The sequence below is a fragment of the Streptomyces sp. UF-297 genome (assembly GCF_058245575.1).
The window spans coordinates 1-11,605 of the sequence record NZ_JBSIBZ010000068.1; the positions used below are offsets into that span (position 1 = coordinate 1).

An 11,605-nucleotide genomic window follows, 5' to 3' on the forward strand; every position below is an offset into this window, starting at 1 on the left:
TCCTGGTTTCCCTTTCCGGCGGTTCCGACTTTACCAGATTCTTTTCCTTGTCGTTTCCGACTGGGATTTGATTCCGGCGGCCTTTGGATTGGCCTTTGTCTTTCGACGTTTCCGACTTTATCAGAAGCATTTTGGTCGATTGGATCGACTTGGTGTTCCCGATAGATATTCGGAGGTGCTCGACCGAATCGAAATTCTGGTCCGAGCGAAGGAGATGCTAACCGTTGCGGTCGAACTTGTCCAGTTCGAGGCAACTGCTCGAATCTACCTCCCCGCGGCACCCGTGTCAACGGGTTTCTTGGGGCGGAGAGGAGGCTAGCAGGTCAGAGGCGGTCGGCGCACATCATGCGGCGATGGGGAGGGCGGCGTCGCGGTCGGCGGTGTCTACGTCACCCGTCTCACCGGAAAGGGTGGCGCGGCGGCCCAGCACGTAGACGTACAGGAGAAAGGCCAGTTCGGCGGCGATGCCGATACCGATGCGGGCCCAGGTGGGGAGGCCGGAGGGGGTGACGAAGCCTTCGATCGCGCCGGAGACGAAGAGGACCGCGGCCAGGCCGACGGCCACGCCGAGGGCGGAGCGGCCTTCTTGGGCCAGGGCTGTGCGGCGGGGGCGGGGGCCCGGGTCGATGACCGTCCAGCCGAGGCGCAGGCCTACGCCGGCGGCGACGAAGACGGCGGTCAGTTCCAGGAGGCCGTGCGGGAGGATCAGGCCGAGGAAGGTGTCGAGGCGGTCCGCCGAGGACATCAGGCCGATGCCGACGCCGAGGTTGAGCATGTTCTGGAACAGGACCCACAGGACCGGGAGGCCCAGGAAGGCGCCGAGGACCAGGCACAGGGCGACGGCCTGGGCGTTGTTCGTCCAGACCTGGGCGGCGAAGGACGCGGCGGGGTGGCTGGAGTAGTACGTCTCGTACTGGCCGCCGGGACGGGTCATTTCGCGGAGGTCGGCCGGGGCGCCGATGGAGGACTGGACCTCGGGGTGGGTGGCGATCCACCAGCCGATGAGGGCGGCGACCGCGGTGGAGAGCAGGGCCGTGGGGATCCACCAGTGGCGCAGGCGGTAGACGTCGGCCGGGAAGGCGTGGGTGAAGAAGCGGGCGGCGTCGCGCCAGGAGGCCTTGCGGGCGCCGGTGACCGTACTGCGGGCGCGGGCGACGAGGGAGGTCAGGCGCGCGGTGAGGACGGGGTCGGGGGCGCTGGACTGGAGGAGGGAGAGGTGGGTGGTGGTGCGTTGGTAGAGGGTGATCAGCTCGTCGGCCTCGGGGCCGGTCAGGCGGCGCTTGCGGCGCAGGAGTTCTTCCAGGCGGTCCCACTCGGCGCGGTGGGCCGTGATGAAGACATCGAGGTCCATGCGGGGTCTCTCCTCGTTTCTCCTCGCGGCGCCGTCGGGCGTGGGATCGGCTGGGGCCGGTGTGCTGCCAGCTTGGCAGACTGGGGATGTCGGGAGTGGGGCGGGCGGGCCCGGGGACAGGAAGGACGGCGCACGTGAACGAGCTCGTGACGGGCGAGGCGGTGGTGCTGGGGCTGCGGCCGGCCAGGCTGCCGAGCCGGGCTCTCTCGGTCGCCATCGATCTGGTCGTGGCCTGGGCCGCGTACATCGGGGTGTCGATGGCGGTGTTGAGCGCCATGGCCTCGATGGACGACGCGTCGGTGGCGGCCGTGTCGGTGGCGACGTTCGTGCTGGTGCTGATCGGGGTGCCGATCGTGGTCGAGACGCTGAGCCACGGGCGTTCGCTGGGAAAGCTGGTCTGCGGGCTGCGGGTCGTACGGGAGGACGGCGGGCCGATCCGGTTCCGGCACGCGCTGGTGCGCGGGGCGATGGGGGCCATCGAGATCGTGCTGACGATGGGCGTGGTGGCGTGTATCGCCTCGCTGGTTTCGGCGCGGGGGCGGCGGCTCGGGGATGTCTTCGCGGGGACGTTGGTCGTACGGGAACGGATTCCGGCGCCGCGCCGGGCGGTGGCGCTGCCGCCTGCGCCGCCCTGGCTGGCGCAGCAGCTGCGGGCGCTGGACCTGTCGCTGGTGCCGGATGCCTGGTGGCTGACGGTCCGTCAATACCTGGCGCGGATCGGGCAGTTGGATCCGCAGGTCGGCGGGGCGATGGCGGCGCGGCTGGTCGGGGACCTGGTCGGGTGGACCGGGGCGCCGGTGCCGGGCGGGGTGCCGCCGTACGCGTACTTGGCCGCTGTGGTGGGCGAGCGGCAGGCGCGGGAGACGCAGCGGGCGTTCGGGGCGTCGTTGGGGGCGCCGTCGGTGGTGGCCGCGCCCGGGCAGGGGGCCGGGATGCCGGGGGCAGGGTGGCCAATGGGGCAGTCGTCGCCGCCGGAGGGGGCCGGGTCAGGGGCCGGCCCGGTTGCCGGCGGGGAGGCGGTGCAAAGTTCCGTACGGGATGCGGCGCGGGAGCGAGGTGGCGGGGAGCGGCGGTCGGGGTTTGCGCCGCCGGCGTGAGGTGGGGCGAGTGGGGGCGGTGACGGTGGTGCGCGGGGCGGCTGCGGCCTCGTAGGCGGCCGGGCGGTGCTCGGCACGGGTATGACGGCGGCGTTGTGCGATGTGGCCTGCGGTTCCGTCCCTCTGGGCATGGGGCGGCGTGAGTCGGCGGGCCGGTGCTCGGGGTGGGACGGGCCGACTGGTCCAGGGGTGAGGGCGGGGACGGGAGTCAGGGCGGCGGTGGCCAGCCGTGGTCCCGGATTCGGTCGGACGGGCCCCAGAAGGCGGAGGGGCGGGGTCAGCGGAAGGTCGAGGGCGGGGAGTCGAGGGATTCCAGCTCTATGCCGGGGGCGGAGAGGACCACGTCGCCGGCGAGGTGGACGGAGTGCTGTTCGCCGGTGGCCAGGTCGTTGACCTGGTATTCGTCCACGGTCAGCGGGTCGTTGTCAGTGGCGTGTGCTGTGCTGTTCAGCAGGGCCCAGGACTGGTCGACGGTGCGGGGGGCGAGGACGGGGGGTGTGAAGGCGACGAGGCGGGTGCGGACGGCGCCGGTGCCCTGGGTGGGGCGCAGCAGGCGGGCCGTGGCGACGAGGAAGGCGGGGGACGCGCCAGTGAAGGCGTGGGCGGGGACATTGCCTTCGGTGGCGTGGGTGCCGGTGGGGTCGGTACGCACCCAGGTGACGCCGTCCAGGGCGGCGCCGCGGATCTGCCAGGCGGCGGCGTGGAGTTCGAGGCGGATGGGGCGGCCGAGGTCGTCGAGGGTGAGGTCGACGGAGCCCGCGTGATCGCCGGAGGGGGTGGTGATCTGGGAGACGTAGCGCCAGCCGGAGGGGCCGGTGGCGCAGTGGAAGTGCTCGTCGCCGAGGGGGGTGTGATCGTGCGGGTCGTGGAGGGAGTAGCGGCCGCGGGGCATGGGGGTCCTTCGGGTGGGGCCGGGGTGAGGCGCTCGAAGGGGCCTTCATGGGCCAGGCCCCCGCCCTTGGGGGACGGGGGCCTGGACTACCGGCTGCTGCTGGCGCGGGTGGTCAGCAGTGAATCAATTGCGGATCAGTAGCGGTAGTGGTCGGGCTTGTACGGGCCCTCGACCGGGACGCCGATGTAGTCGGCCTGCTCCTTGCGCAGCGTCGTCAGCTTCACGCCCAGCGCGTCCAGGTGGAGACGGGCGACCTTCTCGTCGAGGTGCTTGGGGAGCACGTAGACGTCGGTCGGGTACTCGGACTGCTTGGTGAACAGCTCGATCTGGGCCAGCGTCTGGTCCGCGAAGGAGTTGGACATCACGAACGACGGGTGGCCGGTGGCGTTGCCGAGGTTCAGCAGACGGCCCTCGGACAGGATGATCAGGACCTTGCCGTCGGGGAAGGTCCAGGTGTGCACCTGCGGCTTGACCTCGTCCTTGACGACGCCCGGGATCGCGGCCAGACCGGCCATGTCGATCTCGTTGTCGAAGTGGCCGATGTTGCCGACGATGGCCTGGTGCTTCATCTTGGCCATGTCGGTGGCCATGATGATGTCCTTGTTGCCGGTCGTGGTGATGAAGATGTCCGCGGTCTCGACGACGTCGTCGAGGGTGGCGACCTGGTAGCCGTCCATCGCCGCCTGGAGGGCGCAGATCGGGTCGATCTCGGTGACGATGACGCGGGCGCCCTGGCCGCGCAGGGACTCGGCGCAGCCCTTGCCGACGTCGCCGTAACCACAGACGACGGCGGTCTTGCCGCCGATGAGGACGTCGGTGGCGCGGTTGATGCCGTCGATCAGGGAGTGCCGGCAGCCGTACTTGTTGTCGAACTTCGACTTGGTGACGGCGTCGTTGACGTTGATCGCCGGGAAGAGGAGGACGCCGTCGCGCTGCATCTCGTACAGGCGGTGGACACCGGTGGTGGTCTCCTCCGTCACGCCGCGGATCTCAGAAGCCAGCTTCGTCCACTTCTGGGGGGACTCGGCCAGGGTGCGGTTGAGCAGCTGGAGGATCGCGCGGTGCTCTTCGTTCTCGGCGGTCTCCACCGCGGGGGCCTTGCCGGCCTTCTCGTACTCGACGCCCTTGTGGACCAGGAGCGTGGCGTCGCCGCCGTCGTCCAGGATCATGTTGGGGCCGCCGGTGGGCGAGTTGGGCCAGGTCAGCGCCTGCTCGGTGCACCACCAGTACTCCTCCAGCGTCTCGCCCTTCCAGGCGAAGACCGGCACGCCGGCCGGGGCGTCGGGAGTGCCGTTGGGGCCCACCGCGATGGCGGCGGCGGCGTGGTCCTGGGTGGAGAAGATGTTGCAGGAGGCCCAGCGGACCTCGGCGCCGAGCGCCACCAGGGTCTCGATGAGGACGGCGGTCTGCACGGTCATGTGCAGCGAGCCGGTCACCCGGGCGCCGGCCAGCGGCTGGGAGGCGGCGTACTCCTTGCGGATCGCCATCAGGCCGGGCATCTCGTGCTCGGCGAGGGTGATCTCCTTGCGGCCGAAGGCGGCGAGGGAGAGGTCGGCGACCTTGAAGTCCTGGCCAGTGGCTGCTGTCGTCATGGTGGGGCTGCTCCTCGGGAGGTCGAGGTGGACACGGGCTGTCAGTCTGCGGCGCGGGCAGGCAGAATCATCAGCGGAAGCGGATACACCTCTCCCCTGGCCGCAGCGCAGTCCGTCGGAGGCCCTCTCTCCCTCGGCCGGTCCGTCGCGCGAACCGCCCGACCGCCATCAGCAGCGACGTCTGGCACTGGGCACGAATCTACACCGATCGGCCCAGTGAACCCCAGCCCGTCCGTGCAGATTCGGCAAGTGACCCCTGGCGTGCGGCGGGGCGGAGAGCGCTGTGGCTCGGGGCCAGGGGATGTGCGTACGGTCCCGCTCGTTCCCCCGGGGGCGGGAGGCCCGGCGTTCACGCGCGAGGGAGAGCTTCGCCGTCCGCCGGGGGCGGGCCGTGCGGCGGGGTCGTCGAGGCGCCGCCTGCCTGGTGGCGGCCGGTGTGCGGGGTCCGTCGTACGGAGGAACAGTGGGGGTTCCAAGACGGGACTCAGAGCACTTTGCTCCCCGGCCCGTGTGTTGCAGGATGCGAGGAGCGCGGGAACACTTGCACGGCTTCGCGCGCCCGTCCGTTAGGAGAACCACGTGACCACCAGTCCAGCCGATCCCCCCGAGGACGCGGGGAGGGACGGGCAGGGTCTGAAGCTGCTCGCTGTGACCGCCTGCCCCACCGGCATCGCCCACACCTACATGGCCGCGGAAAAGCTGGCCCAGGCCGCCGAGTCGCTCGGCCATGAGATGAAGGTGGAGACGCAGGGCTCGATCGGGGCCGAAAATGTCCTGTCTGACAACGATGTCAAGAGCGCCGACGGCATCATCATCGCCGCGGACAAGGACGTCGACCCGAGCCGTTTCGTCGGCAAGAAGCTGTTGGTGGTCGGTGTCGCCGAGGGCATTCACCACCCGGAGCAGCTGATCGAGCGGGTGCAGAGCGCGCCCGTGTACGCGGGGGACGGTGGCGCGGCCGGGGGCGGCGGGGCCGCGGCGGCCGGCGGCGGTGGCGGTGGCGGTGGCGGTGGCGGCAAGGAGCGCAGCGTCGCGTACAAGGCGCTGATGAACGGCGTCAGCTACATGATCCCGTTCGTGGTGGTCGGCGGACTGCTGATCGCCATCTCGCTGGCGCTGGGCGGGCACACCAGCCCCGAGGGCGGGCTGGTCATCCCCGACGGGTCGTTCTGGAAGCACGTCAACGACATCGGCGACATCGGCTTCAAGCTGATGGTGCCGATCCTCTCCGGCTATATCGCGTACGCGATCGGCGACCGGCCCGCGCTGGTGCCGGGCATGATCGGCGGCTGGATCGCCAACAACGGCGCGCTGTACGACTCCAAGGCGGGCGCCGGCTTCATCGGCGCGATCGTCACCGGCTTCCTGGCCGGATACCTGGTGCTGTGGATCAAGAAGGTCAAGGTCCCCAAGTTCGTCCAGCCGATCATGCCGATCATCGTGATCCCGATCGTGGCGACCACCGCGCTCGGGCTGTTCTTCATCTACGTCATCGGCAGGCCCATCTCGTGGGTGTTCACGCATCTGACCGACTGGCTCGCCGGCATGACCGGGACCAGCGCGATCCTGCTCGGCGCGATCCTCGGCCTGATGATCGCGTTCGACATGGGCGGGCCGGTCAACAAGACGGCGTTCCTCTTCGGCGCGGGGCTGATCACCACCGGCAACCAGACCGTGATGGGCATGTGCGCCGCCGCGATCCCCGTCATGCCGCTCGGGCAGGGGCTGGCCACGCTGATCCGTAAGCGGCTGTACTCCCAGCAGGAGCGGGAGACCGGTATGGCCGCGCTGTTCATGGGCCTGTTCGGGATCTCCGAGGGCGCGATCCCGTTCGCCGCCGCGCGCCCCGCGCAGGTCATTCCGGCGAACATGCTCGGTGGCGCGGCGGCCGGTGCCGTCGCGGGCATGGCCGGGGTGACGGACGCGGTGCCGCACGGCGGTCCGATCGTGGCGGTGCTGGGCGCGGTCGGCGGGGTGCCGATGTTCTTCCTCGCGGTGGCCGTCGGTTCGGTGGTCACGGCGCTCGCCACGGTGGCGCTGGTCGATCTCGCGGAGCGCAAGAAGAACGGCGGTGCGGCGGCGTCCCCGGCGCCCGAGCCGGTGCCCGCCGGTGTGGGAGCAGATGTGGGAGCGGGTGGCGGCGCCTCGGTGGCGGCCGCGTCGGCGGCGGCTCCTGCTGTGGCCGGAGGGCAGGCCGGCGGAGCGCGTACGGCAGCGGATGCCCGTACGGAAGAGACGCCCGGAGCCGAGGGCGGCGAGGTGCTGTCCGGGTATCTCACCGGGCGGACCGTGAAGGTGAGCCTGGACTCCGCCGAGAAGGAGGCGGCGATCCGCGAGATGGCCGAACTGGCCGCCGCCTCCGGCAAGGTGGCGGACGTGGACGAGCTGGTGCGGGTGGCGCTGGCCCGCGAGGCGCAGGGCACCACGGGCCTGGGCGAGGAGATCGCCATCCCGCACGCCAAGACAGACGCGGTGAGCGCCCCCGTGGTCGCCTTCGCGCGCTCGGCGCAGGGCATCGACTGGGGTTCGCTGGACGGCACGCTGGCCAAGCTGGTCTTCATGATCTCGGTGCCCGAGGCGGCGGCGGGCGATGAGCATCTGCGCATCCTGGCGCTGCTGTCGCGCAAGCTGATGGACACCGGCTTCCGGGAGCGGCTGCAGAGCGCGCCGGACGCGGAGGCGGTGCTGCGGGTGCTGGGCGAGATCACGTAGCGGCCGGACAGCCGTACGGACCACGGGAAAGGGCCCCGCACCTGCGAGAGGTGCGGGGCCCTTGGGCGTACGGGCGCGGTCGGCCGCCGGCCGGCTCAGTGGCCGCCGGGTGCCTTGGCCGGGTCGCCGCCCGCCGCCGCGGCCTGCTCGCGGTAGATGTCCGGCTCCAGGTAGATGACCCGGGCGATCGGTACGGCCTCGCGGATGCGCGCCTCGGCGGCGTTGATGGCGTCGGCGACCTCGGTGGCCGTGTCGTCGTGCTGCACCGCGATCTTGGCGGCGACCAGGAGTTCCTCCGGGCCGAGGTGCAGGGTGCGCATGTGGATGACGCGGGTGACGGTGTCGCCGTCCACCACGGCGGCGCGGATCTTGGCGACCTCGTCGGTACCCGCCGCCTCGCCCAGCAGCAGGGACTTGGTCTCGGCGGCGAGGACGATCGCGATCAGGACGAGCAGGGCGCCGATGCACATCGTGCCGATGCCGTCCCAGATGCCGTCGCCGGTGGCCAGGGTGAGGCCGACGCCGGCCAGCGCCAGGACCAGGCCGACCAGCGCGCCGAGGTCCTCCAGGAGGACGACCGGCAGCTCGGGTGCCTTGGCGCGGCGGATGAACTGGGCCCAGGTCTGCTTGCCGCGGACCTCGTTGGACTCCTTGATGGCCGTACGGAAGGAGAAGGACTCGGCGATGATCGCGAAGACCAGGACGCCGACCGGCCAGTACCAGTGGTCCAGCGCGTGCGGTTCCTTGATCTTCTCGTAGCCCTCGTAGAGCGCGAAGACGCCGCCGATGGTGAACAGGACGATGGAGACGAGGAAGCCGTAGATGTAGCGCTCGCGGCCGTAGCCGAAGGGGTGCTCCTCGGTGGCGGCGCGCTTGGCCTTCTTGCCGCCGAGCAGCAGCAGGCCCTGGTTTCCGGAGTCCGCGAGCGAGTGCACGCCCTCCGCCAGCATCGACGACGAGCCACTGAAGGCGAACGCCACGAACTTCGCTGCGGCGATCGCCAGGTTGGCGCCCAGCGCCGCGACGATCGCCTTGGTTCCGCCTGATGCACTCATGGGTGCCGCTTGTCCCTTCCGTCGACCGGCCGCTGTACGCGTCACATCACCGGCTGCTTTACGAGCTCTTTAGGCGCGCCATTGTTGCAGCACGGTCGACGGGGGCCGCACCAGGAGGCGGCTAGGGCGCTTCTGACGGGTCTCCGCGATGTCGCGGAGACCCGTCAAAAGCGCCCTAGGGTCACAACTAGGCCACCACTGTTGCCCGGAAGAGTGTGCCCTCGCCGGTGACGGCGACGTCCTCGGCGGCGGGGGCGAAGGCCGACTGGCCCGGTGCGAGGGTCAGTTCGGTCCCGGGGGTGGTCAGCCGGATCCGGCCCGCGGTGCACAGCAGGATCTGGGGGGTGCGGGCGGGCAGGGTGCGGGGGGCGGAGCCGGGGGCCAGGACGTGGCGCGAGAGGCGGAACTCGTCGATGGGCGTCTCGTAGATCTCCTCGCCGTCCGCGGTGGCCTCGGGGCGCAGGACGCCCGCGTCGCCCGCCTCGAAGCGGACGATGCGCAGCAGTTCGGGCACATCGACGTGCTTGGGGGTCAGCCCGCAGCGCAGCACGTTGTCGGAGTTGGCCATCAGCTCGACGCCCAGGCCGTTGAGATAGGCGTGCGGGATGCCGGCGCCGAGGAACAGGGCCTCGCCGGGCTGGAGGCGTACGTGGTTCAGGAGCATGGCGGCGATGACGCCGGGGTCGCTCGGGTAGTGGTGGGCGATGGCGGCGTAGGCGGCGTAGGAGTCCGCGTACGCTCCGCCGGCGGCCGCCAGGCGCTGGGCCACGGCCGCCGCCTGGTGCACGGTCTCGGCCATCGCGTCGCGGTCGGCGCTCAGGACGGCGGTGAGGACCTCGCGCAGCGCGGCCTCTTCGGGCTCGGCGCGCAGGATGTCGGCGTACGGCTTGAGGCTGTCGACGCCCAGGCCCTCCAGGAGGGCGGCGGCCTCGGCGGGGCGCCGGAAGCCGCACAGGCCGTCGAAGGGCGTGAGGGCGCAGATCAGTTCGGGCTTGTGGTTGGCGTCCTTGTAGTTGCGGTGCGGGGCGTCGAGGGGGACGCCGCGCCGCTCCTCGTCGGCGAAACCTTCCTTCGCCTGGGTCAGGTCCGGGTGCACCTGGAGGGAGAGCGGCGCTCCGGCGGCCAGCAGCTTGAGCAGGAAGGGCAGCCGGGGGCCGAAGGCGCGTACGGCGTCGGGGCCGAGCTCTCTCTCCGGGCCGGCGGCGATCACCTCGGCCAGGGAGACGGGGCCGTCGCCGCGGTCGATACGGGAGGGGGCGCCGGGGTGGGCGCCCATCCACATCTCGGCCTGGGGCTCGCCGGTCGGCTGTTCGCCCAGGAGCTCGGGGATGGCGGTGGTGGAGCCCCAGGCGTAGGGGCGCACGGTGTTGGCAAGGCGGTCCATGGCGGAGGGTTTCCTGACTGTTGTACGTGCCCTGGCGCGGGCCGGGTCCCTAACCGGCTGCCGCGGGGCGTTCGTGACGGGCAGTGCGGCGGCAGGAGTTCATGGTCGCTCGGTGCCGGCGAGCGCCAGGTAAACGGCGGCGAAATCCGTGACGGCGAGGAGTTCGGCGGCGGTTTCCAGGGCGCTGCCCTCGTTGGGCTCCAGCTCGCTGACGGCGGTGTCGCGGCCGAGCGCGAGGTCGCGGGCGGCGGGTGCGGCGGACAGCGGGCCCGGCTCCTGTTCGCGCAGCAGGACGATGCGGGCGTGCAGCGCCTCGGGCTGCTCGACGCGGTCGCGGAAGAAGTCGTCCGGGTCGGCGCCCGCCGCGAACGCGCCGCTGAGCAGGGTGGCGTGGGTGGCCAGCGCCTCGGGGAGCGCGGCGGCCAGCGCGGGGCGGCCGGCCAGCCCGGCCAGCGCGGTGGCGAAGTGCCGCCCGACGGCTCCGGCCACATCGCCCTCGGTCCAGATCAGCGGCAGCGTGTCGGCGAGTTCGGCGGCCAGGGTCTTGGCCGGGTTGCTGTACGTGGCGATCGCCGGGCCGCAGCGCTCGGCGACCTGGTCGAGCCGGTCGGCGAGCTGGGCCAGCGCCTGGGGCGGGGCGGTGAGCAGGCCGATGCGGTCGGCGAGCGCGAGGAGCGGGGTGAGCAGCGACCACAGGGTGCCGGGGGCGGCGGGGGGCGCGCCCTCGATGTCGAACTCGGTGTCGTACACGGTGGTGGCCAGCGGGACGGTCAGGCCGCGGGCCTGGGCCAGGGCGTCGGCCAGCGGGGCGCCCGCGGGGGTGACGCCGACGACGGCGCAGCCGCGGCGGTAGGCCTGCTCGATGAGTTCGGCCAGGCCCGGGTCGCCGCCGTCGGGGCCGAGGACGAGCAGCAGGTCCAGCGGGCCGCTCCAGCCGGGCAGCGTCCAGCGCAGAGCGCCGGGAGCCGGGGCGACGCCGGTGGGGTGGATCAGGGTGACCGGGCAGCTGCCGCCGCCGAGCGCGCCGAAGAGGTCGGCGACGCAGGCCGCGGCCGGTCCGGGGCCCGCGACCAGGACGGTACGGGGCCGCCCGTCGGGCCTGAGGTCCCGGATGCCGGCTTCTTCGGCGTTACGGGAGGCCGTCCGCACCCGCGCGCCGGATTCGGCGACGCCGCGCAGCAGCCCGTGCCGGTCGGCGCGGGCCAGGGCGTCGGGGGCGTCGAGAAGTGACTCGTCGAGCATGGTGTGCGCTGCCTCCGATCGCCGGGTGCAAAAGGGCTGTGCCGCCGGGTCAGGCGGGGCGGCGCGCCTCGTCGACCAGCAGGACGGGGATGCCGTCGCGGATCGGGTAGGCCAGGCCGCACTCCGTGGCGGTGCAGACCAGCTCGGCGGGCTCGGCTCCCGACTTGTCCTCCAGCGGGGCGTGGCACGCCGGGCAGGCGAGGATCTCCAGGAGGCTGGCTTCGACCGGCATGGCGGCTTCCCCTTCAGGGTGGTGGTGGGTGCGGTGCTCCGCGTTGTC

The 11,605-nt window shown here is 71.9% G+C and carries 10 protein-coding genes; 3 read left to right on the plus strand and 7 right to left on the minus strand.

The features are described 5' to 3' along the window. Positions 1-319, plus strand: a 319-nt coding sequence (locus AC4IJH_RS30540) for a hypothetical protein (RefSeq protein WP_490855152.1), incomplete at its 5' end; no start/stop codon positions are given. 24 nt (positions 320-343) lie between these two features. Here the strand turns inward: AC4IJH_RS30540 and AC4IJH_RS30545 are convergent. After that, a complete protein-coding gene (locus AC4IJH_RS30545; RefSeq protein WP_490855153.1) occupies positions 344-1,351 on the minus strand; it encodes a stage II sporulation protein M in 1,008 nt (335 codons plus the stop codon). Positions 1,352-1,485: 134 nt separating this feature from the next. Here AC4IJH_RS30545 and AC4IJH_RS30550 point away from each other — a divergent pair, with 134 nt between their 5' ends. Beyond that, complete coding sequence (locus AC4IJH_RS30550) at positions 1,486-2,448, plus strand: RDD family protein (protein ID WP_490855154.1); 963 nt, start codon at positions 1,486-1,488, stop codon at positions 2,446-2,448. A 277-nt stretch (positions 2,449-2,725) separates the two neighbouring features. On the opposite strand, the gene AC4IJH_RS30555 is transcribed toward AC4IJH_RS30550, so the two are convergent. Both AC4IJH_RS30555 and ahcY read right to left on the minus strand, forming a co-directional pair. Beyond that, positions 2,726-3,340 (minus strand): hypothetical protein, encoded by a 615-nt coding sequence (locus AC4IJH_RS30555; RefSeq protein WP_490855155.1) that lies wholly within the window; start codon positions 3,338-3,340, stop codon positions 2,726-2,728. A gap of 134 nt (positions 3,341-3,474) precedes the next feature. Continuing rightward, on the minus strand, positions 3,475-4,932 hold the full coding sequence (ahcY, locus tag AC4IJH_RS30560; RefSeq protein ID WP_490855156.1) for an adenosylhomocysteinase: 1,458 nt from the start codon (positions 4,930-4,932) through the stop codon (positions 3,475-3,477). 648 nt (positions 4,933-5,580) lie between these two features. Between ahcY and AC4IJH_RS30565 the strand changes: the two genes are divergently transcribed. Next, positions 5,581-7,644 (plus strand): fructose-specific PTS transporter subunit EIIC, encoded by a 2,064-nt coding sequence (locus AC4IJH_RS30565; RefSeq protein WP_490855195.1) that lies wholly within the window; start codon positions 5,581-5,583, stop codon positions 7,642-7,644. 95 nt (positions 7,645-7,739) lie between these two features. On the opposite strand, the gene AC4IJH_RS30570 is transcribed toward AC4IJH_RS30565, so the two are convergent. The 4 genes from AC4IJH_RS30570 to AC4IJH_RS30585 all read right to left on the minus strand — a co-directional run bounded on the left by AC4IJH_RS30570 (position 7,740) and on the right by AC4IJH_RS30585 (position 11,557). After that, positions 7,740-8,699: a cation diffusion facilitator family transporter gene (locus AC4IJH_RS30570; protein ID WP_490855157.1), complete on the minus strand. Its 960-nt coding sequence runs from the start codon at positions 8,697-8,699 to the stop codon at positions 7,740-7,742. Positions 8,700-8,886: 187 nt separating this feature from the next. After that, entirely contained in the window at positions 8,887-10,083 is a 1,197-nt protein-coding gene (gene manA, locus AC4IJH_RS30575) for a mannose-6-phosphate isomerase, class I (protein WP_490855158.1), read from the minus strand. 99 nt (positions 10,084-10,182) lie between these two features. Continuing rightward, positions 10,183-11,325, minus strand: coding sequence for an SIS domain-containing protein (locus AC4IJH_RS30580; RefSeq protein ID WP_490855159.1), 1,143 nt, complete (start codon positions 11,323-11,325; stop codon positions 10,183-10,185). A gap of 49 nt (positions 11,326-11,374) precedes the next feature. Beyond that, positions 11,375-11,557: a Trm112 family protein gene (locus AC4IJH_RS30585; protein ID WP_490855160.1), complete on the minus strand. Its 183-nt coding sequence runs from the start codon at positions 11,555-11,557 to the stop codon at positions 11,375-11,377. Positions 11,558-11,605: the final 48 nt, after the last annotated feature.

What these genes read in the sequence shown, in the direction of transcription:
- manA (WP_490855158.1), bottom strand. Translation starts at nt 10,083, where the DNA reads ATGGACCGCCTTGCCAACACCGTGCGCCCCTACGCCTGGGGCTCCACC.
- AC4IJH_RS30580 (WP_490855159.1), bottom strand. Translation starts at nt 11,325, where the DNA reads ATGCTCGACGAGTCACTTCTCGACGCCCCCGACGCCCTGGCCCGCGCC.
- AC4IJH_RS30555 (WP_490855155.1), bottom strand. Translation starts at nt 3,340, where the DNA reads ATGCCCCGCGGCCGCTACTCCCTCCACGACCCGCACGATCACACCCCC.
- AC4IJH_RS30585 (WP_490855160.1), bottom strand. Translation starts at nt 11,557, where the DNA reads ATGCCGGTCGAAGCCAGCCTCCTGGAGATCCTCGCCTGCCCGGCGTGC.
- ahcY (WP_490855156.1), bottom strand. Translation starts at nt 4,932, where the DNA reads ATGACGACAGCAGCCACTGGCCAGGACTTCAAGGTCGCCGACCTCTCC.
- AC4IJH_RS30545 (WP_490855153.1), bottom strand. Translation starts at nt 1,351, where the DNA reads ATGGACCTCGATGTCTTCATCACGGCCCACCGCGCCGAGTGGGACCGC.
- AC4IJH_RS30570 (WP_490855157.1), bottom strand. Translation starts at nt 8,699, where the DNA reads ATGAGTGCATCAGGCGGAACCAAGGCGATCGTCGCGGCGCTGGGCGCC.